The 26,431-nt window shown below is 67.5% G+C and carries 24 protein-coding genes; 19 read left to right on the top strand and 5 right to left on the bottom strand.

Features of this window, described 5'->3' with window-relative positions:
- Window positions 1-18: 18 nt before the first annotated feature.
- From ACIQTX_RS19475 to ACIQTX_RS19440, 8 genes are all read left to right on the top strand, one after another.
- Window positions 19-324: an ArsR/SmtB family transcription factor gene (locus ACIQTX_RS19475; protein ID WP_402975524.1), complete on the top strand. Its 306-nt coding sequence runs from the start codon at window positions 19-21 to the stop codon at window positions 322-324.
- A 559-nt stretch (window positions 325-883) separates the two neighbouring features.
- The gene (locus tag ACIQTX_RS19470; protein WP_402975521.1) at window positions 884-1,660 is read left to right on the top strand and encodes a Rossmann-like and DUF2520 domain-containing protein; all 777 of its coding nucleotides are present in this window, start codon (window positions 884-886) and stop codon (window positions 1,658-1,660) included.
- Complete coding sequence (gene panC, locus ACIQTX_RS19465; RefSeq protein WP_402975518.1) at window positions 1,657-2,538, top strand: pantoate--beta-alanine ligase; 882 nt, start codon at window positions 1,657-1,659, stop codon at window positions 2,536-2,538. Before ACIQTX_RS19470 ends, panC begins: the two co-directional genes overlap by 4 nt.
- Window positions 2,538-2,930, top strand: a complete 393-nt coding sequence (gene panD, locus ACIQTX_RS19460) for an aspartate 1-decarboxylase (protein ID WP_402975515.1) — start codon at window positions 2,538-2,540, stop codon at window positions 2,928-2,930. The genes panC and panD overlap by 1 nt, the downstream gene beginning before the upstream one ends.
- Window positions 2,927-3,814, top strand: a complete 888-nt coding sequence (gene panB, locus ACIQTX_RS19455; protein WP_402975512.1) for a 3-methyl-2-oxobutanoate hydroxymethyltransferase — start codon at window positions 2,927-2,929, stop codon at window positions 3,812-3,814. The genes panD and panB overlap by 4 nt, the downstream gene beginning before the upstream one ends.
- A gap of 123 nt (window positions 3,815-3,937) precedes the next feature.
- Entirely contained in the window at window positions 3,938-5,347 is a 1,410-nt protein-coding gene (locus ACIQTX_RS19450; RefSeq protein WP_402975509.1) for a DUF222 domain-containing protein, read from the top strand.
- A gap of 298 nt (window positions 5,348-5,645) precedes the next feature.
- The gene (locus tag ACIQTX_RS19445) at window positions 5,646-7,859 is read left to right on the top strand and encodes a chitobiase/beta-hexosaminidase C-terminal domain-containing protein (protein ID WP_402975506.1); all 2,214 of its coding nucleotides are present in this window, start codon (window positions 5,646-5,648) and stop codon (window positions 7,857-7,859) included.
- A 154-nt stretch (window positions 7,860-8,013) separates the two neighbouring features.
- A complete protein-coding gene (locus ACIQTX_RS19440; protein ID WP_402975503.1) occupies window positions 8,014-9,282 on the top strand; it encodes a hypothetical protein in 1,269 nt (422 codons plus the stop codon).
- A gap of 8 nt (window positions 9,283-9,290) precedes the next feature.
- Here the strand turns inward: ACIQTX_RS19440 and ACIQTX_RS19435 are convergent, their stop codons facing one another.
- From ACIQTX_RS19435 to ACIQTX_RS19420, 4 genes are all read right to left on the bottom strand, one after another.
- Entirely contained in the window at window positions 9,291-9,524 is a 234-nt protein-coding gene (locus tag ACIQTX_RS19435; RefSeq protein WP_402975500.1) for a helix-turn-helix domain-containing protein, read from the bottom strand.
- Window positions 9,524-10,012 carry a DUF2975 domain-containing protein gene (locus ACIQTX_RS19430; RefSeq protein WP_402975497.1) on the bottom strand — a complete coding sequence of 163 codons (489 nt, stop codon included), beginning with the start codon at window positions 10,010-10,012 and terminating at the stop codon, window positions 9,524-9,526. The genes ACIQTX_RS19435 and ACIQTX_RS19430 overlap by 1 nt, the downstream gene beginning before the upstream one ends.
- Window positions 10,013-10,126: 114 nt before the next feature.
- On the bottom strand, window positions 10,127-11,740 hold the full coding sequence (locus tag ACIQTX_RS19425; RefSeq protein ID WP_402975494.1) for a glycosyltransferase family 2 protein: 1,614 nt from the start codon (window positions 11,738-11,740) through the stop codon (window positions 10,127-10,129).
- Between the two features lie 344 nt (window positions 11,741-12,084).
- Window positions 12,085-12,393, bottom strand: coding sequence for a helix-turn-helix domain-containing protein (locus ACIQTX_RS19420; protein ID WP_402975592.1), 309 nt, complete (start codon window positions 12,391-12,393; stop codon window positions 12,085-12,087).
- 67 nt (window positions 12,394-12,460) lie between these two features.
- Here ACIQTX_RS19420 and map point away from each other — a divergent pair, with 67 nt between their 5' ends.
- The 4 genes from map (at window position 12,461) to ACIQTX_RS19400 (ending at window position 18,094) form a co-directional block, all read left to right on the top strand.
- Window positions 12,461-13,234, top strand: coding sequence for a type I methionyl aminopeptidase (map, locus tag ACIQTX_RS19415; RefSeq protein WP_402975491.1), 774 nt, complete (start codon window positions 12,461-12,463; stop codon window positions 13,232-13,234).
- Between the two features lie 85 nt (window positions 13,235-13,319).
- Window positions 13,320-13,955: a PadR family transcriptional regulator gene (locus ACIQTX_RS19410; RefSeq protein ID WP_402975489.1), complete on the top strand. Its 636-nt coding sequence runs from the start codon at window positions 13,320-13,322 to the stop codon at window positions 13,953-13,955.
- 45 nt (window positions 13,956-14,000) lie between these two features.
- Window positions 14,001-15,701 carry an ABC1 kinase family protein gene (locus ACIQTX_RS19405; RefSeq protein WP_402975486.1) on the top strand — a complete coding sequence of 567 codons (1,701 nt, stop codon included), beginning with the start codon at window positions 14,001-14,003 and terminating at the stop codon, window positions 15,699-15,701.
- Window positions 15,702-16,075: 374 nt separating this feature from the next.
- Complete coding sequence (locus ACIQTX_RS19400; protein ID WP_402975483.1) at window positions 16,076-18,094, top strand: BCCT family transporter; 2,019 nt, start codon at window positions 16,076-16,078, stop codon at window positions 18,092-18,094.
- Window positions 18,095-18,225: 131 nt separating this feature from the next.
- Here the strand turns inward: ACIQTX_RS19400 and ACIQTX_RS19395 are convergent, their stop codons facing one another.
- Complete coding sequence (locus tag ACIQTX_RS19395) at window positions 18,226-19,947, bottom strand: SDR family oxidoreductase (protein WP_402975480.1); 1,722 nt, start codon at window positions 19,945-19,947, stop codon at window positions 18,226-18,228.
- Window positions 19,948-20,115: 168 nt separating this feature from the next.
- On the opposite strand from ACIQTX_RS19395, the gene ACIQTX_RS19390 reads away from it, so the two are divergent.
- The 7 genes from ACIQTX_RS19390 (at window position 20,116) to ACIQTX_RS19360 (ending at window position 26,338) form a co-directional block, all read left to right on the top strand.
- On the top strand, window positions 20,116-21,351 hold the full coding sequence (locus ACIQTX_RS19390) for an MFS transporter (RefSeq protein ID WP_402975477.1): 1,236 nt from the start codon (window positions 20,116-20,118) through the stop codon (window positions 21,349-21,351).
- A gap of 235 nt (window positions 21,352-21,586) precedes the next feature.
- Window positions 21,587-22,060 (top strand): SRPBCC domain-containing protein, encoded by a 474-nt coding sequence (locus ACIQTX_RS19385; RefSeq protein WP_402975474.1) that lies wholly within the window; start codon window positions 21,587-21,589, stop codon window positions 22,058-22,060.
- Window positions 22,057-22,374, top strand: a complete 318-nt coding sequence (locus ACIQTX_RS19380; protein ID WP_402975471.1) for an ArsR/SmtB family transcription factor — start codon at window positions 22,057-22,059, stop codon at window positions 22,372-22,374. The genes ACIQTX_RS19385 and ACIQTX_RS19380 overlap by 4 nt, the downstream gene beginning before the upstream one ends.
- Window positions 22,375-22,495: 121 nt before the next feature.
- Complete coding sequence (locus ACIQTX_RS19375) at window positions 22,496-23,803, top strand: ABC transporter substrate-binding protein (RefSeq protein WP_402975468.1); 1,308 nt, start codon at window positions 22,496-22,498, stop codon at window positions 23,801-23,803.
- A 72-nt stretch (window positions 23,804-23,875) separates the two neighbouring features.
- The gene (locus tag ACIQTX_RS19370; protein WP_028503936.1) at window positions 23,876-24,748 is read left to right on the top strand and encodes a carbohydrate ABC transporter permease; all 873 of its coding nucleotides are present in this window, start codon (window positions 23,876-23,878) and stop codon (window positions 24,746-24,748) included.
- Window positions 24,745-25,638, top strand: a complete 894-nt coding sequence (locus ACIQTX_RS19365) for a carbohydrate ABC transporter permease (protein ID WP_105527579.1) — start codon at window positions 24,745-24,747, stop codon at window positions 25,636-25,638. Before ACIQTX_RS19370 ends, ACIQTX_RS19365 begins: the two co-directional genes overlap by 4 nt.
- 1 nt (window position 25,639) lies before the next feature.
- On the top strand, window positions 25,640-26,338 hold the full coding sequence (locus tag ACIQTX_RS19360; protein ID WP_402975463.1) for an alpha/beta fold hydrolase: 699 nt from the start codon (window positions 25,640-25,642) through the stop codon (window positions 26,336-26,338).
- Window positions 26,339-26,431 lie beyond the last annotated feature (93 nt).

Below are 26,431 nucleotides of genomic sequence, written 5' to 3'. Positions count from 1 at the left end.
TTCAACTATTCTCGAACTATGCCTGGCGACCTTCCGCACCCGGAGCGCTCCGAGATCGAGCTCACAGACGTGCTCTTCGCGCTCAGCGACCCCGAGCGCCTCGCGATCACGCGCCAGCTCGCCGACGGCCCCCTCGACATGGCCGCCTGCCACGCCACCGACCCGAACCTGCCGAAGTCGACCAAGTCGCACTTTATGAAGGTGCTGCGCGAAGCCGGTGTCATCCGCAACGAGCCGAATGGACGTCGTCGGATGCTGACGCTGCGGCGCGACGACCTCGACGCGCTCTTCCCCGGGCTGCTCGACTCGGTTCTGCGCGACTGATCGGTGTCGGTCTTGAGCTGATCTCTTGCTCTCACTTTGTTTACGTAGGGTGGGGCCATGGAAATGATGTGGTTCACGCTGATCTTTCTCGCTGTGTTCGGCGTCATCTCCATCGCCGTAAGGCGAAAGAATCGGAAGTAGCGATCTCGCTCCGAGGTCTGCCCTCCGCGGCAATTGGGCTGAAGGCTCGAGGCAGTCTCCGGGTTGCATAACGCGGGGCTCGCTGCAGGCGGAGCATCCGACGCAGTCCCTCATCGGCGGCTTCTCCTGGCTCTTCCTCGGCACGGCAGTGCCGACAATTCTCGAGCGGGGATCATCGCCGTCTGACCTCGAGGCTGAGCTCGGCGGCAGGGGAGGCCCCTGGGGTGAGATGATGCGTCCCAGGGATTCGCCGATTGCGCGGAAAAGCATGATGCCAATTGATCTCTTGTCAAGCCTTGCATATCTGCAATAAAAGCCGCTCGGCAGGCTGGCATATCGCTCCCCGATTTGGAGCGGAAGCCGCGACGGGCAGATACTTTTGCCATCCGAACCGTCTCTTCCGGCTCGGGGAATCGACATGCAGACCTCTCCTTCGCTCGCACCAGGAACGACCATCGCCATCGTCGGCGCCGGCCGTCTCGGACGTGTACTCGTGCGGGCACTGCACGCGGCGGAGCTCGAGGTTCTCGGCCCGTCCGGGCGCGACGAGCAGATCCCTGATGCAGACGTCGTGCTGCTCTGCGTCCCGGATGCCGCGATCGCGGAGGTCGCTCTCGAAGCCCGATCCCATGCGCGCTTCCTCGGGCACGTCTCCGGCGCCACTCCGCTCACCGACGTGGACTTCGGCCTCCATCCGCTGCAGACCTTCACCGGCACGGAGTCGGCCGAGGCGTTCAACGGCATCGGCGCCGCGATCGCCGGCCGCACGCCCGAAGCCCGCGAGGTCGCGGAACAGCTCGCCGCAGCCCTCGGTGCTCGCGCTTTCGAGGTCGACGACGCAAACCGTGCGACCTATCACGCGGCCGCATCCTTCGCCTCGAACTTCGTCCTCACCATGCTCGACGCGGCTGAGAGGCTGGCCTCGGCTGCGGGCATTCCCCACGACGAAGCGCGGGCGCTCCTGGCCCCGCTCGTCCGTCAGACCGTCGAGAACTGGGCGACGAGCGGTGCCGCCGCTGTTCTGACCGGACCCATCGCCCGGGGAGATGAGGCGACCGTCGCGCGTCAGCGGGCAGCTGCCGGAGAGGTCGAACTCCATGACCTGTTCGACGCTCTCGCCGAAGCCACCCGCACGATCGCCACCTGCCCCGCTACTGCCCGCCCCGCTACTGCATCCGAGGAGTCGCACGTATGAGGATCCTCCGCACGATCCCCGAGGTCAGAGCAGTGATCCGCGAAGCCAGGGGTGCGAACAAGACGATCGGCCTCGTCCCCACGATGGGTGCCTTCCACGACGGCCACCTCTCGCTCATGCGTGCCGCACGTGCGGCATCCGATCTCGTCGTCGTCTCGCTCTTCGTGAACCCGACCCAGTTCGGCGCGAACGAAGACCTCAGCGCCTACCCGCGCGATGAGGAACGCGACGTCGCGCTCGCCGAAGCCGAGGGCGTGGACATCCTGTTCGCCCCCGCCGTGGCCGAGATCTATCCCGACGGGTTCGCGACGAACATCCGCGTCGACGGCCTCACCGACGTGCTCGACGGCGCCAGCCGCGGAGCGCACCACTTCGACGGCGTCGCCACGGTCGTCACGAAGCTGTTCGGGGTCGTCCGACCGGACACCGCCTACTTCGGGCAGAAGGATGCGCAGCAGGTGCTGGTAGTCCGCCGTGTCGTACGCGACCTCGACCTCGACGTGCGGATCGTCGCGTGCCCGATCGTGCGCGAGGCCGACGGGCTCGCCATGAGCTCACGCAATGTGTACCTCGACCCGGATGCCCGCGCGCAGGCGACCGCCCTGAACCGCGCCCTCGACGCGGCGGCCGTGGTGTTCGACGCGGGGGAGCGCGATGCCGACAGCATCCTGTCGGCCGCACGCCGTGTACTCGACGACGCCGGAATCGGCCCCGAGTATCTCGAACTCCGAGATGCCGAGACGCTGCAACCTGTCACCCGCATCGAAGCCGACGCTCTGCTCGCGGTCGCCGCACACGTCGGGGCTGCCCGGCTGATCGACAACCACGTCTTCTCCGTCACAGACGTGAATCCCCACGACCCGAAGGGCGACGTCTGATGCGACGCACCATGCTGAAGTCGAAGATCCACCGAGCGACCATCACCGCCAGTGATCTGAACTACGTCGGATCGATCACGATCGACCCCGACCTGCTGGAAGCCGCCGACATTCTCCCGCACGAGCAGGTGCATGTCGTCGACGTGGACAACGGCGCCCGGTTCGAGACCTACACCCTGGTGGGCGAGCGCGGATCCGGTGTCGTCCAGGTCAACGGCGCGGCCGCTCGCCTCGTGCACGCGGGCGATACCGTCATCGTCATCTCCTATGCCGACTACTCGCGCGAAGACCTCGCGAGCTACGAACCGGTCGTCGTGCATGTCGACCGCAGCAACGTGATCATCCAGGTCGACGACGCCGTCGACCGTCTGCTGACGGAGGCCAGCGCATGAGCGCCCACGCCGCTCCCCGCAAGCGCGTCACGCTCGCTGCTCTGACCGCGAAGAAGGAGGCTCGCGAACCGATCGTCATGGTCACCGCCTACGACCACCCCAGCGCGCAGATCGTCGAGACCGCCGGCGTCGATGTCGTGCTCGTGGGTGACTCGGCGGCGATGACCGTGCTCGGCTACGACAGCACCGTGCCCGTCACGATCGACGAGATGCTCATGCTGACGAAGGCTGTGCGGCGCGGACTGACCGTTCCGCTGCTCGTCGGCGACCTGCCGTTCGGCTCCTATGAGGCCTCCGACGAACTCGCCATCACCACGGCTCAACGCTTCATCAAGGAGGCCGGCTGCGACCTCGTGAAGATCGAGCGCGGCGGCACGACCGTCGACCGTGCGCGGGCGCTCGTGCGGGCCGGAATCCCGGTCGTCGGGCACGTCGGGCTCACCCCGCAGACGGCCACCGCGCTCGGCGGCTACCGTGCGCAGGGACGCACCGCCGACGGGGCGCTCGCCGTGATCGACGACGCCCTCGCGCTGCAGGCTGCCGGATGCTCGATGCTCGTGGTCGAAGCGGTGCCGTCCGAGGTCACCGCCGCGCTCGTGCCGCTTCTTGACATACCCGTGATCGGCATCGGAGCCGGAGCGGATGCCGACGGACAGGTCCTCGTCTTCCACGATCTGCTCGGCCTCTACGACGGCGGTGCCGCTAAGTTCGTCAAGCGCTACGCCGATCTGCGCAGCGCCGCGATCGCCGGCGTCGAGGCGTATGCGGCCGAGGTCCGCGGGGGCGAGTATCCGGCGGCAGAGCACGGGTACGCGATGCCGGAGGGTGAGGCCGGGCGGTTGCAGGAGCTGCTTGCGGGGCGGATTCCCGAAAATCGTGGATAAGTTCTATATAAGCGCTTCCTGTGCAGTTCTCCGGATGGTCGCGATCGCTTGATCTGCGCGGAATTCCGGCATGCTCTTCGTGCAAAGCTACGAATGTAGCGTGTAGGCGGGATAAAATGAAGCATGACGACATTGACCGGTTTGCACGAGGCGATGGCTCGCCTTGACGCGGCTTGGTCGGGGGCCGTCGATTCCGGTGATCTCTCCCGCGCGCAGCTCATCACGGTAAACGACGCGATAGGTGTGCTGCAGCGGCGACTGGATGCGGTGCATGTCGATGTGGCCGCGGGCATCTCGCATGAGTCACGACCCGAGCTGGGAGCGGAGAGTCTGGCGAAGCAGCAGGGCTTCCGCACTCCGGCCAAGCTGATCGCCGCGACAACGGGTGTGTCGACGGGAGATGCCTCTCGCCTCGTCAAGGTGGGCGAGGCGACGGCGCCGCGCACCGATCTGATCGGATCGCCATTGCCGGCGAGGTACCCGCTTGTGCGCGAGGCGCTCGGTTCGGGGGCGCTGAGCGCGCAGGGCGCGGCACTGATCATCGCGGTGCTGGATCGCTGCCGCGTCGCCGCCGGGGTGGAGCGCATCGCCGAAGGGGAGCGGATGCTGGTGCAGAAGGCTCAGGGGCTGGCGCTCGATGATGTGCGCAAGCTCGTCGTCCGCGTTGAGGCGTGGCTCGACCCTGATGGTCTGGAGCCTCAGGAGGAAGAACGTCGAGGGAAGCGTGCACTGTCGCTGTTCGAGCGGGATGGGATGGTGCATCTGAACGCTGTGCTCGATGTCGAGACGGCGGCACCGGTCGTGACGGCGATCCGGGGGTTCGTGACGGCGGTGTTCGCTGCGCGGAAGGATGCGCCTGACGCGGGTGCTCCGGATGCGGATCGGCGGACGGTCCCGATGATCCAGGCTGATGCCCTCGCGGTGTTCTGCGCGCACGTGCTCGGGTGCGAGCGGCGGGTTCCGGTGGCGGGTGCGACCGTGATCGTCCGGATGAACCTCGACGATCTTGAGGCTGGCACCGGGTCGGCGACTGTGGATGGTGTCGATCAGCCGGTCAGTGTCGGAGCCGCGCGGCGGATGGCAGCTGGGGGCGGCGTGATCCCCTGCGTTCTCGGTGGGGACAGTGAGATTCTCGACTGGGGGCGGGAGAAACGGTTGTTCACGAAGGCGCAACGGTTGGCGCTGGTCGAGCGTGACGGGGGATGCGCGATGTGCGGATTGCCACCGGAGATGACCAAGGCGCATCACATCCGATGGTGGAAACGCGATCACGGACCGACCGATCTCTCCAACGGGGTGCTGCTGTGCGAGACATGTCATCACCGCATCCATGACAACGGGTGGGAGATCCGCATCGATGCTGCCGGGAGCGGGAGCGGGAGCGGGAGCGGGAGCGGGAGCGGGAGCGGGAGCGGGAGCGGAAGCGGGAGCGGGGGTGCGGCGGCGCGGGTGTGGTTCATCCCACCCCGATATGTCGACCCCGCACAGACCCCGAGGCTTGGCGGCCGAGCGCGCTTCGGCATCGCCGCCTGACGCTGACAGTCGTGGCGCAGGTGGGTGCGAGGCGGCCGCGGCGCTACGGCACCACGGCGCTACGGCACCACGGCGCTACGGCACCACGGTTGTCCAGGATCGAAGTCGTCCTCGGGCGGGCACGCCGCAGGCGCTCCGTGATCTTGTATTTACTTCTCCCACGAACCTTCCGCGCCCATGGGGCAAAGTTGTTTACCTAACGTTCCTGCTCCCGCCCTTCCGTGTCTCCACTCGCTCCCTAACGTCGCTTCCGGGCGCCGAATCGCGCGTCGTAGATATACACGTGGAAGAGGATCAAGTGAAGAGACAGATCGCAGGGGTGTGCACGCTCGCGGCCGTCGCCGCCGCCGTCGCGTTCCCCCTCGCAGCGGCGAACGCCGCCGATGAGTTGGCTGCTCCGACGTTCAGCCAGGAGGGTGGACGATTCACCGAGTCGACCACGGTCGCACTCACCGGGCCGCAGGGCGCCGAGATCAGGTACACCCTCGACGGGTCGACGCCGACCGCCAAGAGCCCGGTCTACAAGAAGCCGCTCGTGATCGACGAGACGACCAACCTCGCCGCGGTGTCGATCAAGGGCGGTGCCACATCGCCCGCCGAGATCGAGGGCTACATCATCAAGACCGCCGAGGAGCCGCTGCTGTCGTTCTTCGTGATGAGCGACGTGCACACGTCGGCCCTCACCGAGAAGAACCGGGGCATCTGGGCGAGCCACTTCGACACGCTCGCGTCGATCAACCCCGACCCCGACCTGATCATCTCCAACGGCGACCAGATCAACGACAACAACAACAACACCGCGCCCGACCACCAGGTCGTGAAGACGATCTTCGACGAGAACATCGACCGCCTCGGCCTCGACGACACCCCGATCCTGATGTCTCACGGCAACCACGACGTCGGCAACGCCGACATGGCCAAGTACTACGGCGAGTGGTTCCCGAACGCATCCGGCGGCTACTACGAGAAGACGGTCGACGACCAGACGTTCCTCGTGATCGACACCGAGCGATACTCGGGGGCGCAGCGCGCCTGGCTTCAGGGACGCCTCGCCGCCCTCTCCGCGGAGCCCGACGCCCTCAACAAGCCGCTCTTCGTCGTCGGCCACCGCCCGACCGCCAACACGGTCTATGACGGGGCCCAGGCCTCGAACGCTGCTCTCACCGCAGACCTCTCCGGCTACCCTCAGGCGGTCTACTTCTCGGGCCACTCGCACCTGAATCTGAACGACGAGCGTTCGATCTGGCAGGGCGCGTTCACCGCGGTCAACGACGGATCGATGTCGTACACCGAGACCCCGCACGACGCGTACCAGATCTACGGCAACGCCCTCTGGGACGAGTTCACGATCCCGACCGCACAGGCCCTGTACGTCGAGGTCTACGCCGACCGCACCGAGGTCGACCGCATCAACTTCGCGGCCGATGACGAGCGCACCTACACGAACGGTGCGTGGGGCTACCAGTCCGGTTACCCGTTCGCCAGCGCGGGCACGCTCGCTGGTCCGACCTGGACGGTCCGCCTCGACGGGGCCACGCCCGAAGAGGTGCGCGCGAACTTCGACTACACCTCGGCCGCCCGTGACAACGTCGCCCCGGTGCAGCAGGGGGCGCCGGAACATGTCGTGACGGCCGCTGGAGCCGATGTGCTCCGCGTCCCCGCCGCGACCGATGACGAGTCGGTCTACGGCTACGACGTGCGGGTCCGCGATGCGGCGACCGGTGTCGAGGCGCTGCCGATCCGCGCCGGTGCGAAGGTCCTCGCGGACTTCCAGATCGCCCCGCGTCCGAGCGTCCTCGAGATCCCGCTCGCCATCCGCAACGGTCGGCAAGCCGATGCCCCGCTCATCACCCTCACGAAGGGCACGAGCTACATCGCCGAGGTGACCGCCGTCGACATGTACGGCAACCGCTCCGAGAAGACCTCGGTCGCCTTCGTCGCAGGTCAGGTGCCGGACACTACGCGTCCGCAGGTGACTCTCGTCAGCCCGACTGCGGCCGGGCCTTCGAAGACCATCGACATCCGGGTCGACGCGACCGACGAGGTCGGCCTCGCGCGCATCGTCGCGAACATCTACCAGGGCGGCAAGCTCGTCAAGAGCACGCAGTCGCCCGTCGCGGGCACGAGCGGCTCGCACGTCGCGACGGTGACGCTCCCCGACGGGGCATACACGGTCAGGTACAACGCGCAGGATGCCGCGGGCAACATCTCGAAGACCTCGACCTTCGATGTGGTCGTCGATGCCACAGCCCCCACCGTGACCGTCAAGACGGGCGACTCCTTCACGGTCGGCGACGCGGCGGGCTACGACAAGGTGAGTTACAAGCTCAACGACGCGGGCAAGATCGACCGGGTCGAGCTCAACGGCGTGGTGAAGGACCTGACGAACAACGCCTGGTCAGACCTCAACTTCGTGAAGCCGGGAGCGTTCGGAGGCGTCAAGGGTGCCAACACGCTGCACGTCTACGACGTGGCCGGCAACGTCACGACGGTGGAGTTCGTGCTGCGCTGATCGGCGGAGGCCAGGCCCTGCGGTGCGGTGAGGATGCTCCTCTCGTGCTGCAGGGCCTTCGCTTTCCCTGCACCATCGCGAGTTTCGACAAGTTCTCGACAGATCGTGTTCTCGGGGCCGAAGGCGGGGTCAGCCGCGATCTAGCGTTGCCCGGATGAACCTCTCAGAGCACGTCCACGTCACGCGGGCCCTTCATGTCGAGATGTCAGTGGCCGATCGTCCCGAGTTCACCCGTGTCATCGGTGTCCCGCGCGACGCGCCCTCCTATTGGCTCATCGAGGCATACCGTCTGAGCCTCGGGCTCGAGCCCGAATGGTCGGAGTTCGAGTGGGCGGAGTCCGACGACGGCGCCGACTCGTCGCCCCTCATCGACCTCACGCCCTGGAGGTCAGAGGCGCAGCAGGTCGCGATTCCCGGTGTCGCCGATGCCGTCGACGTGGTGATCAGCGGCCCGTTCACAGCCAAGATGGGCGATCCGAGGGTCACTGTCGTCGACATCGGACGAGCGGTGCCGAGCGAGCGACGGGCTGAGCGCGAGGGATCGGTGGGGTGGCAGGTCCGGCGCCCGCCGTTCCGCGCCGAGCATGTCGAGTTCGAGCTCGCGCAGCGATTCGGGTTGGTGCAGCCGCACTTCGACTCATCGGTCGGCGTGCAACTCGGCCATGGCCTGCAGCCGTCCTCGCCGATCGCGACGCTTTCCGAGACGCTGACTCCGGTGCGGAGACTCGCACTACTCGCGCACCTCGAAGAAACGGGGCTCGTTGCAGCGCCCCCTCCGGCGGCGGCGGCAATCGAGTCGGCGACGGCTAGCCTGCGGATGCTGGTCGCGCGGATCGGCTCCGACGGCGTCGAACAGGATCAGGCCGACGGGTGGCTGCCCCGTGCCGTGGTCTCCGAAGTCGTCGAGGCCCTCGACTGGCCGGATGCCGCGGCGGACGGGCTGCCCGATCCCGTGGATGCGCTCATGGTGCTCGCGCGACGGACGAAGGCGGTGCGCCGCCTGCGCGGGCGCGTCGTCGTCACGCACCGTGGGCAGTCGTTGGCGGTCGGAGAGGCTCGCGCATTCCAGCGGATCGTCGAGGTCGTGCGAGAGGCCGGGCGGGCGGGCCCGTATCTCAGCGGGCAGTCTCGGAAAGCCACCCTCGCCCTGCTCGCAGTCGCCGACGGGTCTGCAGCCACCGTCGACGAAGTGGCTGACGCGGTCGCTGCTGGAGAGGCCGTGCTCGCTCCAGGGCGAGACGACGTTCGTCGGTTCTCGGAATGGGCGCTGCGGTCGCACTGGGAAGGGGAGTGGGGGCGAGGAGTGAGTGACACGCACGCGGTGCAGCGCGTGGCGGAGGTGCTGTGTGCGCTCTCATCGCCCGGAGCGTTCGGTGTGGTCACATCCGCGATGCGTGCGGTCGCCTCGGCGGCGCTGCGGTGAGAGGAAGGTCAGTCCGTGTGAGCGGATGGGGTGCCCGGCTCCGGTTCCCATCGCAGCAGGTCGCCGGGTTGGCATTCGAGGGCCACGCACAGTGCGTCGAGCGTCGTGAATCGCACGGCCTTCGCGCGACCGTTCTTCAGCACGGCGAGATTGGTCGGAGTGATGCCGATCCGGTCTGCCAGCTCGCCGACACTCATCTTGCGGCGCGCCATCATCACGTCGATATCGACCACGACAGGCATCAGATCACCTCGTTGTCGAGCTCGGAGCGCAGCGATCTCGCCTCGGCTTCGCGGTCGATCGCCTGCCGCAACAGTGCCTTCATCACGACGACGAGCAGCGCCATCCCGGCGAGCACCACCCCGGCGCCACCGATCAGAGCCACGACGCCGGGAGCGATGTCGGTCGGCGCGAGGAGTGCGGCCACGGTCCAGGTGAGCACCGCCGCGACGAGGATCGCGCCGATGATCACATTGACGTACCGGAAGGACGACTCCGAGAAGATCGAGTCGCGCCGCACCTTCGTCAGCAGCCCCCACACGCACACACCGAACACCTGGAGCGTGCCGACCCCCAGCACGACCAGTGACACCAGGAGGATTCGGCCCCACAGCTCGCCCTCGCCGAGGTCCAGCCACAGCAACGGCACGATCAATGCCTGCACCGCCAGTGACCCGAGCAGTGCCACCGCGATCACGATGCGCAGCACGACGATCGTCGCTTTTCCCATGGCTCAACCCTTCATCGAAGAACAACTGAAATCTATCGTTATTCGTTCGATGTGGCAAGATTCACAACCCCGCCCCGGCCCGACGACGCGTGGGTGGGAGCCGGGGAGTCGAGGTCAGCCCTGTCGGAGGAGGCCGCGGAGCTTCCGGACGCTCCGGCCGGCGAAGTCCTTCACGCGTCCGCCCGGCCACTGGCGGTGGAGTTCTACCGCCTCGCCTTCCGTCACCGCGAGGGTGCAGGTGCGACCGGCCAGAAGCGGCGAGCGTCCGGCGCTGGCGAGAATGGCCGGAGTGGCCTCGAGGGGAGCCTCGAACGTCCAGCCGGCACGGCGGACCTTTACGGCGAGAGACCCGCCGCGGGAATCGTCGTTCGGTCCGAACACCTTCAGCGGATCGATCGAGACGCGGGTGCCATCGAGGTTGACCAGGCGTCGACCGCCGAGGCGGCGTTCTGCGCCCGTCGCCGCGTCGCGGAGGAAGACCTCGACTCGGTCGTTGCGAAGCTCGCGGTCGACGACCAGAAGGTTTGCCGGCAGTCCCTCGATCGTCGACACGGGCAGGGAGGTCAAGCGCGTGATCTTCTTGGGGCCGCGGCTCTTCGTGCGAGAGTCCCCCGCGCTCGAAGCGTCGGTGTCGGTGCTCTCCATCTCCTTTGGGGCGGGGAGCGACGACTCGAAGACGAAGGCGTCCTTGCCGCCTCGCGCGAGAGTGATGCGGAGCGTGAGGTGCAGGCCTCCACCGCGAGACCAGCGCGCGGCCGTGACGACGGCTCGACAGGTGATGTCGACTTCGAACTCCGCAAGGCGCAGCAGGTCATCGCGACGGTCTGCGCGCAGCAGCGCCGCGCGGACCCGGTGCGGGAAACCGAGGCCTGCATCGACGCCGGGCCCGAAGTGCTTCCGTACCAGCGGCGTGACCACGTCGAGCAGGCGTTCGCGATAGTCGTCGGGATACCTGACCATCTGTCGCCCGGCGAGCCGTTTCAGCACCTTGCCGCGGAACCAGTGCCGCAGAAGTCGGTCGCGCAGCTTGCCCGGCTCGGTGTTCGTCTCGACCACGTCGAGCACCGTCTCCAGGTGTGGGAAGTAGGTCTCGGGGTCGATGCGCGAAGAGCTCGCACTGCCGGGCTGCTTGACCCACGCGTAGCAGGGCTCGCTGGCGAGGACCGAGATCGTCGAAGCAGCGAAGTATGCCTGCAGCACGAACAGGTGGTCCTCGAGCCGCACTCGGCCTTCGGGGAAGCGGATGCCGTTGGCACGCAGGAACGCCGTGCGGAACATCTTGTGCGGCGTGAGCATCTCGAGAAGCGGATCGGTTCCGAGAGTCGCGCGCGGGATGTCGTGGCTGAAGATCCGACTCGGAAGGCGACGGCCGATGCCGACCTCTTTGCCGACGATGACGTCGGAGCCGTTCAGATCCGCGTAATCGCACAGCTTCTCGAGCGCTCCATCGAACAGGTAGTCGTCCTGGTCGACGAATTGCACGTACGTCCCCCGTGCGGCGTCGACTCCGTGATTTCGCGGCATACCCGGCCATCCGGAGTGCTCCAATGAGAGCACCCGCACGTTCGGCCGGTCGCGGGCGACGTCGGCAAGACGAGCACCCGTCGGCTCGCCGGAACCGTCGTCGCACAGGAGTACCTCGAACGACGCGGGGTCCAAAGTCTGTCTGTCGAGAGAGGCGATGAGGTCATCGAATGACGGCCCTGGTGTGAACACAGGGACGATCACGCTCACTCGGATGGGCCCCGACGTGCCCTTGCTGCTCTCCGGTCGATTGTTCTCCGGTCGATGACTCTGTGCCAAACGTCTCACTCCCCCAAGTCGACAATTCCCCGAGCTAAACACGACTTCCTGTGTGCGTCACCGGGCTTGCGCGGCGCCCGGGCGTGTGCACGGATCGAGCAGTGCGACGGGGTGGGGTGGGGTGGGGGAACAGCCCGGTGGGCCTGTCGAAGCACAGCCCGGAGGCGACGTGCCCGGAGGTGACGGGCCCGGAGGCGACGTGACCGGAGGTGACGGGCCCGGAGGCGACGTGACCGGAGGTGGCGGGGCCGGACGCGCCCGCCCGGAGCTCAGGAGGCGATGCTCTGTGCGCGGGAGTCGTCGGCGCGGGTGTCGTCGGCGCGGGAGCCGACGGCGCGGGGGCCGACCTCGGCCCACACGGCATCCAGTGAGATGTGCAGCACGTCGGCGATCGCCGCGATCGTCGAAAATGCGGGGGTTGCCACGCGACCGGACTCGATCTTCCGCAGGGTTTCGGGGGAGATGCCGGCGTCGAGCGCGACGCTCAGCATCGACCGCTCGCCGCGTGCTTGTCGCAGCAGGGCCCCGAGGCGCTCGCCGCGTTCGATCTCAGCGAGAGTGAGCGGCATCCGAACCATCATGATGCCCATACTAATCCCGGGATAGTATTACCGGGATAGTTATTGGATCCTATGAGGAGTGCCCATGATCGAGATCTTGAACGCCGACGAACTCGGCCGTGCGCGAGCGGCCGGCGCCCTTGTCGGCGACATCCTGCACGCCTTGAAGAGCCGCGCTGCGGTCGGTGTGAACCTGCTGGACCTCGACCGTCGGGCGCGGGAGCTGATCGAGGAAGCCGGAGCCGAGTCCTGCTACGTCGACTATGCGCCCTCCTTCGGTCGCGGCCCCTTCGGCCACTACGTCTGCACCGCCGTGAACGACGCCGTGCTGCACGGCATGCCCCACGACTACCGGCTCGTCGACGGCGACCTGCTCACGCTCGATCTCGCCGTCACTCTGCGCGGCATCTCAGCCGACGCGGCGATCAGTTTCGTGGTCGGCGGAAACCCGGCGCCTGGCGACCTCGCGATGATCGCTGCGACCGAGCGTGCGCTCGCGGCCGGCATCGCGGCAGCCCGTCCCGGAGCCCGCATCGGTGATCTGTCGCACGCGATCGGGTCGGTGTTGAGCGCGGCCGGATACCCGATCAACCTCGAGTTCGGCGGTCACGGCATCGGCTCGACCATGCACCAAGATCCGCACGTCGCGAACGACGGGCGTCCGGGTCGCGGCTACAAGCTGCGGCCGGGGCTCCTCCTCGCGCTCGAGCCGTGGGTGATGGCCGACACCGACGAGCTCCGCACAGACGCCGACGGCTGGACGTTGCGGAGCGCGACCGGAGCCCGCACGGCTCACAGCGAGCACACGATCGCGATCACCGAGGATGGCGCAGAGATCCTGACGCTGCCGTCGCGCTGACGGGGCTGACGCATCGAAAACTCCCACCAACCTCCAGACTGAACGATATATCGTTGAGTATCGTTCACCACAGCAGGAGGTCATCATGAACAACGCATTCCCCTCCAACCCGTTCGGCGGCAACGGCGATTCCGGGAGCAACGGCGGACCCGGCGGCCTCTTCGGCGGCTCCGGTTTCGGCACGGGCCCCGGCGGTCCGGCATCCGCGATCTTCGAGGCGATGGACCAGCTCCGCAAGTCCTTCGAGTCCCGTCCCTCCGGAGGCTCGCGCATGGCCCGCGGCGACGTCCGCGCGGCAGTGCTGTCGCTCCTCGCCGAGAAGCCGATGCACGGCTACCAGATCATCAACGAGATCGCCGAGCGCAGCGGCGGTACCTGGAAGCCGAGCGCCGGCTCCGTGTACCCGACGCTGCAGCTGCTCGCCGATGAAGGACTCATCGAGGCCGAAGAGCAGAACGGCCGCAAGACCTACTCGCTCACCGAGGCCGGTCGCGCGATCGCCGACGAGAGCTCCGAGACGCCTGCTCCGTGGGAGTCGTCGACCGGCAAGGACGGTCATCGCGACAGCGCCCGGTTCAACGCACTGCCCAAGGCAGGCGTCGACCTCGCAGCCGCTGCCGCCCAGGTCGGTCGCAGCGGTTCGCCCGAGCAGGTGCAGCAGACGATCGAGGTCCTCGACGAGGCCCGCCGTAGGCTGTACTCGATCCTCGCGCAGGACTGACCGCGCAGTGCGGCATCGGGTGGGGACCTGCGAAGGAGCCACGCGATGACGGATGCTGCGGCACAAGGCGTTCACCGCGCCAGGTACCGCCGCATCCTGTCGTTCGCGGGCCGAGAATTCCTCAAGATCTGGTGGTTCGAGCTCGTACTCCCGCGTTTCGGGATGAGCAGGATCGCGGAGCGCACGCGCGGGCAGCGGATGCAGACGTTCGCGCGTCGCTTCCACGTTCTCGCGGTCGAGCTCGGCGGCCTCATGATCAAGGTCGGACAGTTCATGTCGTCGCGCCTCGACGTGCTGCCACCGGAGATCACGAAGGAGCTCGAAGGGCTGCAGGACGAGGTTCCGCCCGTGCCCACGCCCGCGATCCGCGCGCTCGCCGAAGCAGAGCTGGGCATCCCGCTCGAGCGTGCCTACGCGTGGTTCGATGACACCCCGGTCGCGGCGGCATCCCTCGGCCAGGTGCACCGCGCCAGGCTCTCGGCCCTCGACGCCGCCGATACCGGGCTCGAAGACGTCGTGGTCAAAGTGCAGCGACCGGGCATCGACGAGATCGTGGCGGTCGATCTCGCAGCCCTCCGCCGGGTCGCGCGGTGGCTGACCCGCGTGCGTATCGTCGCCGACCGCGTCGATGCGCCGGCGCTGGTCGAGGAGTTCGCCGCGACCAGCCTCGAGGAGATCGACTACCTGCACGAGGCCGCGAGTGCCGAGAGGTTCCGCGAGAACTTCGCCGACGACCCCCGCGTCGACACCCCCGAGATCGTCTGGGAGCGTTCGACCCGACGGGTGCTCACGCTGTCGGATGTCACTGCGATCAAGATCAACGACACCGAAGCCCTGCGCGCGGCCGGGATCGATCCGTCCGAGGTCGCAGCGGTGTTCGCCGAGGTCATGTTCGACCAGGTGTTCACGCACAGCTTCGTGCACGCCGACCCGCATCCGGGCAACATCTTCGTCACTCCCGCCCCCTCGGGCGCAGGAGAGTCGGGGCGGAACTTCCGCCTCACCTTCATCGACTTCGGCATGATGGCCGAGATCCCCGCGAGCCTCCGCGACGGTCTGCGCACGCTTCTGATCGCGGTCGCCGGCCGTGACAGTCATGGCCTCGTCGCCGCGGCACAGGAGATCGGCGTCCTGCTGCCCTCCGCCGACACCGGTGAGCTCGAACGCGCGTTGACCACTCTGTTCGCCCGCTTCGGCGGCATGGGCTTCGCCGAGCTGAGCAAGGTCGACCCGCGGGAGTTCCGCGACTTCGCCGAGGAGTTCGGCGACATGGTGCGCACGCTCCCGTTGCAGTTGCCCGAGAACATGCTGCTGCTGATCCGCGCCGTCTCGCTGACCTCTGGCATGTGCAGCGGCCTCGACCCCGCCTTCAACGTGTGGGACGCCGCCGAGCCCTATGCCGGGCGTCTGCTGCGTGACGAGAGCGGCAACATCGTGCAGGCGTTCGCGAGTCAGGCGATGGGCACGATGAGCACGACCTGGCGTCTGCCCGGTCGTATCGACAAGATCATCACCCGCATCGACGACGGCACCGTCTCGTTCGACACCTCACGCCTGGAGCGTCGCCTCGACCGGCTCGAGGGCATCGCCCGGCGCATCGCCTCGGGGGTGCTCTTCGCGGCGCTGCTCATCGGCGGTGCGCTACTCGTCCCGTCGGTGCCGCCGTTGGGCATCACTCTGATCTGCGTCTCGGTGCTCCCGCTGCTGCACTCGCTCTTCGCCGGGGTCGGCCGCCGCCTGCGCTAGCCGCCTTCCGGGCAAGGCATGCTCCAGGGCCTGCTCCGGGCGGGCTCCCGTCTTCCGGGGTGCTCCCGTCTTCCGGGGTGCTCCCGTCTTCCGGGGGTGCTCCCGTCTTCCGGGCGGGCTCCCGTCTGCACTATTGGGCGTGTGAGGTCAGGCCATCACGCCGAATCAGGCACTTGGCGCGGAAATCGGCCGGTTCTCGCGTGATGGCCTGAATCGAGCGCACCGACGGTCATGGTCGAAGCGGCACGCCCGAGAAACCCAGACCGTCGGGCATCCGTCAGGCGCGTCGCGCCCCGACTCGCCGCGGATCGCAACGATCTTCTGGGTTCTCGCACCCCTGCGGGCAGACACCTCACGTGACAGGATGGGATGCCATGGAGACCCCTGACGAGAAGCCCGACGCACGCTCCGCAGGAAAGAACCCTCCGCGCCCCCGCACGGATGCCACAGGCACGGGCGTGAACCGCCTTCCCGCGAAGGCTGGCGAGGCCGCACGCAAGATCGTCCGAGAGATCGCCGTGGTGCCGCCGCGCAGCGTGCATCCGGCACTCGTGCCCGGTGTCTCGGTGGAAGAGACCGGTCGCACCTACCGCACCGACCCGCTCGTGTTCGGTGTCGCACTCACACTCGTCGTCGCGTTCATCGCCTGGGGTGTGTTCGCCGGCGACAACCTCGCGGGCACCACTTCGGCAGTGCTCGCCTGGGTCGTCGACTACTTCGGCTTCTTCTTCACCACCGTCGCCACGATCGTCCTGGTGTTCATGCTGTTCGTCGGCTTCAGCCGCTACGGCCGCATCCCCCTCGGTCGCGACGACGAAGAACCGCAGTTCTCGATGTTCTCCTGGATCTCGATGCTGTTCGCCGCCGGAATGGGCATCGGGCTCGTCTTCTGGGGCGCCGCCGAACCTCTGACGTTCTTCGAGAACCCGCCGCCCGGAACCGTCGAGGCGAACACCCTCGAGGCCATGCACACGGCACAGGCGCAGGTGCTGTACCACTGGGGCCCGCAGGCGTGGTCCTTCTACGCGCTCGTCGGTGGGGCGATCGCATACGGTGCCTTCCGCCGCGGGCGTGCGCCGCTGATCTCCTCGATCTTCGCGCCGCTCCTCGGCGAGGGCCGCACCGCCGGTCCGATCGGCCGCACGATCGACATCTTCGCCATCATCGTCACGCTCTTCGGCACCGCGGCCTCGCTCGGTCTCGGTGCGCTGCAGATCGGACACGGCGTCGAGCTCGTGAGCGGCATCGGCGAGCTCGGAAACGGCGTGTTGATCGCGGTCATCGCTGTTCTCACCGCGTGCTTCATCGCGTCCGCGGTCTCCGGTGTCTCCAAGGGCATCCGCGCTCTGTCGAACATCAACGCGGTCATGGCTCTCGTGCTCGCCTTCTTCGTGTTCTTCGTCGGACCGACGATGCTCATCCTCAACGTGATCCCCTCCGTCGCGGTGCAGTTCGTCGGCGATCTGCCGCAGATGATCGCGCGCTCGGCATCTCAGGGTGACGAGGCTCAGGCATTCCTGTCGGGCTGGACGATCTTCTACTGGGCGTGGTGGATCTCGTGGTCGCCGTTCGTGGGAATGTTCATCGCGAAGATCTCGCGCGGCCGCACGCTGCGTCAGTTCGTGTCGGTCGTGATTCTCGTCCCCTCGGCCATCTCCCTCGTCTGGTTCGCGATCTTCGGGTCCACCGCCATCCAGCAGCAGATGGACGGAGCGGCCCTCACGGTGGATCCGCCGGAGGAGGTGCTCTTCGGTGTGCTGGAGAACCTGCCGTTCCCGCTGATCACCAGCATCCTGCTCATCCTGCTCATCTCGATCTTCTTCATCACCGGCGCCGACTCGTCGTCGCTCGTCATGGGCACCCTGTCGCAGCAGGGGCGACCGGAGCCGACCCGCTGGGTGACGATCGTCTGGGGATCGCTCGTGGGAGTCATCGCCGCGGTGCTGCTCGTCTCCGGCGAGGAAGGGAGCGGGCTGAAGTCGCTGCAGAACGTGACCATCATCGCCGCGCTGCCGTTCGCGATCATCATGGGGTTCATGATGATCGCCTTCATGAAGGATCTGCGGCGTGATCCGTTGATCCTGCGTGAGCGCTATGCCAAGGCGGCCGTGCGGCACAGCGTCATGGCGGGCCTCGAGGAGTACGGCGACGACTTCGCGCTGGTGCCGGTGGAGTACGACCACTCCGAGGACGACCTCGACTGGATCGACGAGTCGACCGTCGACGACTCGCTCGCCGAGGTGTATGAGGCCGCGACGGAGGCGATCGACATCATCCCTCCGACAGAGGTCGACGCGGTCGTCGACGCGGCGCTGGATGCCGGCCCCGTGGAGCCCCTGGACCCCGCGGACCCCGATGTGACGGATGCTCCGGAGCGGCCTCGCACGGACTGATGTGCGAGGCGGCCAAATCCGGCCCGCGCGGGATCAGACCGTCTGGCGGGATCAGGCTGTCTGGCGGGATCAGACCGTCTGGCGGGATCAGGCCGTCTGGCGGGATCAGGCCGTCTGGCGGGATCAGGCCGTCAGGCGGGATCAGGCAGTTTCGCGTCAGATCGGCCTGATCCGGCGTGATCGCCTGATGTCGCCGTGCCTGATGTCGCCGTGCCGGCCTGTTCTGGGTCGGACGGTTGCGCGTCGGCCTGTTCCGCGTCGGCCGGTTGCGCGTCGACTTCTGGCGTGCCGGCCTGCGCCGTGCCGGCCTGCGCCGTGCCGGCCTGTTCAGCGGCGCTCGTGATGCGCGCCGCCATGCCCGCGAAGATCAGCCCGTGGAACGGCAGCACGGCGAGCCAGTAGAGGCGTCCGCTGAGCCCGCGGGGGAAGAAGACCGCCCTCTGCTCGTACCGTGCTCCGGCCTCGTCGGGCACTGCGCGCAGTTCGAGCCAGGCCTCTCCCGGCACCTTCATCTCGGCGCGGAGCCGCAGCAGGGATCCGGCATCCGTCGTCTCGATCGCCTCGACGCGCCAGAAGTCGATCGCGTCGCCCACTCGCGCGGCGGTGCGGCTGCGGCGTCCGCGGCTGAGGCCCACGCCGCCGACGATCCGGTCCATGAAACCCCGCACCGCCCACAGCAGTGGGGAGGAGTACCACCCGTTCTCGCCGCCGATGCCCAGGATCACGCGCCACAGCTCCGCGGTCGATGCGGTGGTCGTGACCGAGCGGGAATCGGTGAAGACGGTGCGACCGGCCCATTCCGGGTCACTCGGCAGCGGATCGCTGGGGGCGCCGGAGACCTCCGCATCCTGCCAACTGGTCTCGATCGTGTCGGCTTCCAGTCGCCCGAGAGCCAGATCGACGGCTTTCCGATAGGGGGTCAGGCCGTCTTCGGGACGGGGGATCAGCTCGTCGACCGCGTGGTCCTTCATGATGCACTCGTTCTGCAGCGATGCGACGAGCGGCCGGGCGATCGACCGCGGCACCGGAGTCACGAGGTTCACCCAGTGCGAGGCGAGCCCGGGAGTCAGTACCGGGAGGGCGGCGATGGCGCGCTGCGGGAGACCTGCCTCGACCGCGTAGCCGTTCATCATCTGGCCGTAGCGCAGCACATCGGGGCCGCCGATGTCGACGGCCCGGTTCACGTCGGGTTCCACCCGCGCCGCCCCGAGCAGGTAGTGCAGCACGTCGCGTACGGCGATCGGCTGGATGCGATTGCGCACCCACTTCGGCGCCGGCATGTAGGGCAGCACGTCGGTGAGGTGGCGGATCATCTCGAACGATGCCGACCCCGAACCGATCACGACGCCCGCCTGCAGCACGAGCGTCGGCACCCCCGACCGTAGGAAGATCTCCCCCACGTGCACCCGCGAACGCAGGTGCGGCGACAGCTTCACATCGTCGGGATGCAGGCCGCCGAGGTAGACGATGCGCTGCACGCCGGCCCGAGCCGCGGCTTCGGCAACCGTCGTCGCCGCGCGTTCGTCACTGTGCTCGAAGCCCTTGCCCGCCGACATCGAATGGATCAGGTAGTACACGACGTCGACGTCATCCATGGCTGAGGTGACGGCATTCGTATCGTCTGCCGAGCCCTCGAAGATCTCGCAGTCGGCTCCCCAGGGGAAGGATGCCGCCCGCACGGCATCCCGCGCCAGGACGCGCACGCGGTATCCGGCGTTGAGCAGTCGAGGCGTCAGTCGTCCGCCGATGTATCCGGTGGCGCCGAGCACGAGGGCACGCGGGGCGGACCCGTCGTCGCGCGGGATGGCGCGCAGCCCCTCTTCGCGGCCGGTGGGATGGGTGAGTTCGGGCATGCCACGAGCGTAGGCCGGGCGGAGGATGCGAGGAACGGGGTTGCGGGGTGCGACGGGGGTCGGTATGGGAAGGCTGCTGAACGGTCCGAGGGCAACGGCGAGGGTGCGGCGAACGGACCGGAGTACTCGTGTCGGCGACAGCCCCCGCGGCACCGTACGATCGTAGACATGGCTTCCATCGAATCGATTCGACGACCGGCGCCGGACCAGGCATCCCGACGCGCGCGCATCGCCGTATCCGCCCTGTTCCTGACCAACGGGGCCCTGTTCGCGAACATCCTTCCGCGCTATCCGGAGATCAAGTCCGCGCTCGGGCTCGACAACCTCGGCTACGGCTTCGCGATCGCCGCGTTCCCCGCCGGTGCGATCGCGGCCGGACTCCTCGCGGCAGTGCTGATCCGCCGGTTCGGCTCGGCGCGCATCGCCGTGATCGGCACCGTGCTCACGAGCCTGGGGCTGCTGTCGGCCGCGCTCGCGCCCTCGGGCGTGCTGTTCGCCGTCGCGCTGTTCCTCGGCGGGGCGTCCGATGCCATCACCGATGTCGCTCAGAACGCCCACGGCCTCCGCGTGCAACGACGCTACGGACGCTCGATCATCAACGGCTTCCATGCGATCTGGTCGATCGGCGCGGTGCTGGGCGGGGTGATGGCCGCCGTCGCGATCGCGCTGCAGCTGCCGCTGGGCGTGCACCTGGGTATCTCGACCGCCGTCTTCGCCACGGTCGCTCTCGTCGCCCTGCGATTCTGCCTTCCCGGCCGCGACCGCGAGGTCGATGCCGAGGGCGACGCCGAGACGACGGCCGAGCCGGGAGAAGTCGCCGGAGCGCTGCGCCGTGGCGTGACCCCGCGCACCGTGATCGCGATCATCGCCCTGACCCTCATCGCGATGGCTGGCGCTGTCGCCGAGGACGCCGGGAACTCGTGGGCGACGCTGTATCTCTCCGAGTCCCTCGGCGCCGCGGCCGCGATCGCCCCGCTCGGCTTCATCGCCCTGGTCGGCGCGCAGTTCATCGGCCGGATCATCGGTGACCCGCTCACCGACCGGTTCGGACAGCGCTGGGTCGCCAGGATCGGCGGCATCATCGCGGCGGCGGGGATGGCTCTCGCGTTCGCCTTCCCCAGCGTGCCGGGCACGATCCTCGGATTCGCGGCCGTCGGCTTCGGCATCGCGACGCTGATCCCCGCAGCCATGCATGCAGCCGACGAGCTGCCGGGTCTGCGGGCGGGCGTTGGGCTCACGATCGTGTCGTGGTTGCTGCGTCTCGGCTTCCTGCTGTCTCCGCCGTTCGTCGGGTACATCGCCGAGAACGAGAGCCTGCGGGCGGGACTTCTCGTCGCCCCGGTCGCGGCCCTCGTGGCCGTGCTGCTGGCAGGCTTCCTCGAGAAGCGTCGGCCGCGGGACTGAGCCGCCGACCCGCATCCGCTCGATGCAGATGTCGGGTGGATGGACGCGCGTCGGGGTCTGCCCGGCGTTTCGTCCTGCATCCGTGAGATCTCCCGACGGATGGTACGGCGGGCGGAAGCTTCTTCTGCAACCCAGGGGTTGCGCTAGCCTGGGCCATGTGCAACTCTGGAGTTGCAGCTGGTCGATCGGCCGGCGGAACATGCGGGAAACCAGGAAAGGACCCATCATGGTGAACATGACCCATAACGAGGCATCCGTCGTCGACGAGGAGGCCTTCTCGGTGCGGCGGAGCATCCAGATCGCGGCACCCGTCGACAAGGTGTGGCGAGCGGTGGCTGAGCCGGAGCACGTCTCCCGCTGGTTCGGGCGCACCGCGCTCGACGGTGTCGGTGTCGGTGCGACCGGCACGATGAGCTTCCCCGACTACGACGTGATCCCGCTGCGGGTCGAAGAGTACGACGAGCCGCGGCGCATCACCTACCGCTGGAACAACGACGACGCCCTCGGCAAGCTGCCGGATGCCGTCGACGAGTCGACCTCGACCGTCTTCACCTTCACGCTCGAGGAGGCCGACGGTGGCACCCGGCTCACGGTCGTCGAGAGCGGATTCGAGCGCACCTCGGACCCGATCGGGAACCTCGAGTCGCACCGCACCGGCTGGGACCTCGAGCTCGACAAGATGGTCGCCCTGGTCGAGGGTGAAGCGTGACGACAGTCACGCTCATGCCCATGTTCGCGGCACTCGCGGACGAGACGCGCTGGAGCATCCTGACGGCTCTCGGCGAGGGGGATGCCTCGGCGTCCGCCCTCGCCGGGCGTCTTCCGGTGTCTCGCCAGGCGATCGCGAAACACCTCGCCGTCCTGCAGGAGGTCGGACTCGTCGAGCCCGTGCGGGTGGGGCGCGAGGTGCGCTTCCGCGTCGTCGGCGCCGAGCTCTCCGCCACGGCGGCGACGCTCGATGCGATCGGACGCGAGTGGGACCGCCGCCTCGCCGCGATCAAGGAGATCGCGGAAGGGCTGTAGGCGCCATCCGGTCACCGCGGCCGTCGATATCCTGCCGCGCCGCAGTATACGTATTCAGTCCAGCGTCTTTCTGAAAATATAGGCTTCCCTAAGTCGACTGCATACGTATACCATCAGCGTCATGGGACACATGAAGCATCGGACACTGCCGGTACTCGCCCTCGTGGCTGTGGGCATGGTTGCCCTCTCCAGCTGCGGCGCCGGGACCCGCACCGACAACGAGAACGCGACAACGGTGTCGTGCGACTACACCGCTCCTGAGGGCAAGACCACGGTCAACGTCCTCGCCTACAATTCCTCCGCCATCGACCCCTTCACCGACACCATGGTGTCGAGCTGCACGACTGACGACGTGCAGCTGAAGCACGACCCGATCGACTTCGGCGGGCAGGTGACCAAGACCACCGCCACCCTCTCCGGCGAGACGGGCACCTACGACATCGTCGAGACCTACGGGTTCGTGATTCCGAGCCTCGCGAAGGAAGAGAAGCTCGTTCCCCTGAACGACCTCTTCGACAAGTACGCCGACGACTACGGCCTCGACGCGATCAGCGAGTCGATGCGCGAGGGCATGTCTTTCGACGGCGAGCTCTACGCCCTGCCGATGCAGGCGCAGATGTTCGTGATGGCCTACCGCACCGACATCTTCGACGACCTCGGCCTCGAGGTGCCGACCACCTTCGACGAGATGATCTCGGCGGCCGACGCGATCAAGGCGGCCGGCCTCATGGACTACCCGATCGCCCTGCCCTGGCTCGCCACGAACGACGTCACGACCAGCTTCCAGGCCGCGATCAACTCGGTCGGCGGTGACTTCATCGACGAAGGCGGCGACGTGACACTCGATTCGCCCGAGGCGAAGCAGGCCGTCGAGGCGATGCTCGCCCTCAAGCCCTACATGGACCCGCAGGTGACCACCTTCGACCAGCCCAAGGTGCAGCAGCAGATGTTCAACGGCACCGCCGCGATGTCGATCATGTTCTCGGGGCGAATGATCGACCTGACCTTGCCCGCCAACTCCAAGCTCGCCGACTCGTTCGGGTTCGCGGGTGCGCCGAAGGTCTCCGACGATGCGGAGTATTCGTACAACCGCCTGTCGATCGACGGCTGGTCGATCCCGTTCAACACCAAGCTCGACCACGAGATGCTGTTCGTGATGATGGCCTCTGCCGTGAGCGAAGACGCCTCGAAGGCCTCGGTCCCCGCCGCCTACCCCGCGCGTGAGGGCATGGTCACCGAGAAGAACTCGCCGTACGGAGCCGCCGCGAACGACTCGCTCGCCTCGGCCAAGCCGCCCATCGTATCGCCGGTGCTCGCCGACATCACGACCGGGATCCGTCCGATCCTGGTCGAGATCCTCAACGGAAACGTGTCCGTCGACGAGGGGCTGGCGCAGATGCAGGCCGCGGGCGAGAAGGTCGCCGGCTGATCCACACCCGCCAGTCGATGACTGTGGCCTGAGCATGACGTTCAGGCCACAGTCCGTCCAGGAAGGACGCACATGAAGGCCCGTGAGTTCTGGTTGCTCTTCGCCCCGAGCCTGCTGGTGATGTCTGCACTGCTGGTGCTGCCGCTGGTGCGCACGGTGCAGTGGAGCTTCGAACAGGTCCGTTACGGCAGTCCCGGCACATTCGTCGGGTTGGCCAACTTCGCGGATGCGCTCACCGATACGCGCTTCCACAAGGCAGTTCTGTTCACGGTGACCGTCACCGTGATCACCACGATCATCCTGCTGGTGGCCGGGTACATCATCGCCACCGGTATCAACCGCATCACCACATCGAGGCCACTCGTGCTCGGGATCATGCTGGTCTCGTACGTCTTGCCGAACCTCGTCGGCGCCGTCGCGTTCTCGTGGCTGTTCGACGACAACTTCGGTGGCGTCGTGAACCGGCTGATCGGCTTCTTCGGGGGCACCCAGGTGCTGTGGTTCACCGACCAGGTGCCCAACGCCATCCTCGTCATCGCGAACACCGTCTGGCACATGCTCCCGTTCGCGATGCTCATCATCCTCGCGGGACTCCAGGGCGTGCCTGCCGAGCTGAAGGAGGCGGCGAAGATCGACGGCGCGAACGCCTTCCAGACGCACCTGAACGTCATCATCCCGACGATCCGCGGTGTGCTGGGGTTCGTGACGCTGATCACGATCATGGACGTGCTGAGGATGTTCGACAACCTCATCCCGCTGTCGCCTCAGGCGCAGTCGATCGGGAACGAGTCGATCATGCTCTACGTCTACTCCGTCGCATTCGCGGACGGAGCCGAGAAGCTGGGGCTGGGCAGCGCGATCAATGTGCTCACGATCCTCCTGATCCTCGTCATGCTGATCCCGTTCATCCGGGGCATCTTCAAGGAAGCGAAGGCGGAACGATGAGTCTCCTGACGCCCGATCTCTCGACCAGGGCCATCACGACCGGCGGCTCTTCCAAACGTCGTCGTCGCGGTCCCTCGCGTCCTCCCGTCGTGACGGGTCTGCTGCTGGGCGTGCTCTGCATCGTGATGCTGAGCCCGTTCATCTGGATGACGCTCTCGGTCACCAAGCCGACCGACGTCGCGTTCGCCAATCCGCCGGTGCTGTGGGACTACGAGCCGACGTTGAAGGCGTTCGTGGACCTGTGGGAGACCACGTACTTCGCGGACTACCTGGTGAACACGGTGGTCGTCGCGGTGGTGTCCACCGTGATCGCACTGATCATCGGCATCCCGGCGGCCTACGCGCTCTCGCGGTTCCCGAGCTACATCTCGGCGCTGCTGCTGGTGGTCGCGCTGATCTTCCGGGCGCTCCCTCGATTCGCGGTGGTGCTGCCCATGTATGACATCAGCCGTGCGCTCGGCATCTACGACACCACGTTCGCCCTGGCCATCGCCCTGGTCGCGATCAATCAGCCGTTCACCATCTGGCTGCTGCGCAACTTCTTCGCCGAGATCCCCAAGGAGCTCGACGAGGCGGCCATGATCGACGGCTGCACGAGGATCGGGATGCTGCGACGGGTCATGATCCCGCTGATGGGTCCCGGCATCCTCACCGCGGGCATCTTCGTCTTCCTGTTCGCGTTCCAGGAGTACCTCACCGCGCTCGTGCTCACCGACACCTCATCGAAGACCGTCCCGGTGTTCATCGCCACGCAGCTGGGGCAGACACTGCCGATGCTGCAACAGGCGGGAGCAGCGTCCATGCTGCTCACGATCCCGGTGTTCGTCATCGCGTTCATCGCGCAGAAGTATCTCGTCGCAGGCCTCAGCGATGGGGCGGTGAAGGGCTGACATGCTGCCGCTGGTGCTGCTCGCCGGCATGAACTGCACGCCCGATCTGTGGGCGGATGCCGGGCTGGGTCCCGTCATCCGCCCACTGCTCGATCGTGGCGACATCGACGAGCAGGTGGCTGCGCTGAGCGCGGAGCTGCCCGAGCGTTTCGTGCTGGTCGGGCATTCGCTCGGGGCCATCGTCGCGATGGCGCTCGCCGTATCGGCGCCGGAGCGTCTGGGCGGACTGTGTCTGGTCTCGACCAATGCCAAGGCTCCCACCGGCGCGCAGCGTGAAGGCTGGGGAGATTGGATCGCGCGGCTCGACGGCGGGGAGGACGCTCGTCAGCTGCAGGCGAGCATCCTGCCAGCGCTGCTGGGCGATGACGCCGTGCGCGAGCGCCCCGACCTGATCGAGCGCACGCTCGCGATGGGCGATGACACCGGCGCCGTCCTGCTGCGCTCGCAGCTGCACCTGCAGCTCAGCCGTCGGGATCTGCTCGGTGCGCTGCCGGGAGTTGCGACGCCGACGCTGGTCGTCTCCGGCCTCGACGACGTGATCTGCCCGCCGCACTTCCACACCGAGATCGTGACGCAGATGCCGGATGCGAGGCTGGTCACGCTCGACGCCGGTCACCTGCTTCCGCTCGAGCGTCCCCGGGCGTTCGGAGAGCTGCTGCGGTCGTGGAGGCAGCAGCTCTCGGGAGTTGGATCCCGCTGACGCCGTGCTCATCGCGTGGGGCGGAGAACTCCTCGTCGGGAGGACGGATGCTTCGCAGGCATCCTCCCGACGAGGAGAACTCCGCCTGACCCG

Source organism: Microbacterium sp. NPDC090281, from assembly GCF_044769635.1.
Taxonomy (GTDB): Bacteria; Actinomycetota; Actinomycetes; order Actinomycetales; family Microbacteriaceae; genus Microbacterium.
Note: the sequence above shows the minus strand (reverse complement) of the source record. Positions and strands in the feature narration are given on the sequence as shown.

Coding starts and splice junctions, on each gene's coding strand:
- ACIQTX_RS19370 (WP_028503936.1), top strand. CDS start 23,876: ATGAAGGCCCGTGAGTTCTGGTTGCTCTTCGCCCCGAGCCTGCTGGTG.
- ACIQTX_RS19365 (WP_105527579.1), top strand. CDS start 24,745: ATGAGTCTCCTGACGCCCGATCTCTCGACCAGGGCCATCACGACCGGC.
- ACIQTX_RS19360 (WP_402975463.1), top strand. CDS start 25,640: ATGCTGCCGCTGGTGCTGCTCGCCGGCATGAACTGCACGCCCGATCTG.
- ACIQTX_RS19470 (WP_402975521.1), top strand. CDS start 884: ATGCAGACCTCTCCTTCGCTCGCACCAGGAACGACCATCGCCATCGTC.
- ACIQTX_RS19435 (WP_402975500.1), bottom strand. CDS start 9,524: ATGCCTGTCGTGGTCGATATCGACGTGATGATGGCGCGCCGCAAGATG.
- panB (WP_402975512.1), top strand. CDS start 2,927: ATGAGCGCCCACGCCGCTCCCCGCAAGCGCGTCACGCTCGCTGCTCTG.
- ACIQTX_RS19385 (WP_402975474.1), top strand. CDS start 21,587: ATGACCCATAACGAGGCATCCGTCGTCGACGAGGAGGCCTTCTCGGTG.
- ACIQTX_RS19375 (WP_402975468.1), top strand. CDS start 22,496: ATGGGACACATGAAGCATCGGACACTGCCGGTACTCGCCCTCGTGGCT.
- panD (WP_402975515.1), top strand. CDS start 2,538: ATGCGACGCACCATGCTGAAGTCGAAGATCCACCGAGCGACCATCACC.
- ACIQTX_RS19405 (WP_402975486.1), top strand. CDS start 14,001: ATGACGGATGCTGCGGCACAAGGCGTTCACCGCGCCAGGTACCGCCGC.
- ACIQTX_RS19395 (WP_402975480.1), bottom strand. CDS start 19,947: ATGCCCGAACTCACCCATCCCACCGGCCGCGAAGAGGGGCTGCGCGCC.
- ACIQTX_RS19475 (WP_402975524.1), top strand. CDS start 19: ATGCCTGGCGACCTTCCGCACCCGGAGCGCTCCGAGATCGAGCTCACA.
- map (WP_402975491.1), top strand. CDS start 12,461: ATGATCGAGATCTTGAACGCCGACGAACTCGGCCGTGCGCGAGCGGCC.
- ACIQTX_RS19390 (WP_402975477.1), top strand. CDS start 20,116: ATGGCTTCCATCGAATCGATTCGACGACCGGCGCCGGACCAGGCATCC.
- ACIQTX_RS19420 (WP_402975592.1), bottom strand. CDS start 12,393: ATGGTTCGGATGCCGCTCACTCTCGCTGAGATCGAACGCGGCGAGCGC.
- panC (WP_402975518.1), top strand. CDS start 1,657: ATGAGGATCCTCCGCACGATCCCCGAGGTCAGAGCAGTGATCCGCGAA.
- ACIQTX_RS19430 (WP_402975497.1), bottom strand. CDS start 10,012: ATGGGAAAAGCGACGATCGTCGTGCTGCGCATCGTGATCGCGGTGGCA.
- ACIQTX_RS19440 (WP_402975503.1), top strand. CDS start 8,014: ATGAACCTCTCAGAGCACGTCCACGTCACGCGGGCCCTTCATGTCGAG.
- ACIQTX_RS19400 (WP_402975483.1), top strand. CDS start 16,076: ATGGAGACCCCTGACGAGAAGCCCGACGCACGCTCCGCAGGAAAGAAC.
- ACIQTX_RS19450 (WP_402975509.1), top strand. CDS start 3,938: ATGACGACATTGACCGGTTTGCACGAGGCGATGGCTCGCCTTGACGCG.
- ACIQTX_RS19410 (WP_402975489.1), top strand. CDS start 13,320: ATGAACAACGCATTCCCCTCCAACCCGTTCGGCGGCAACGGCGATTCC.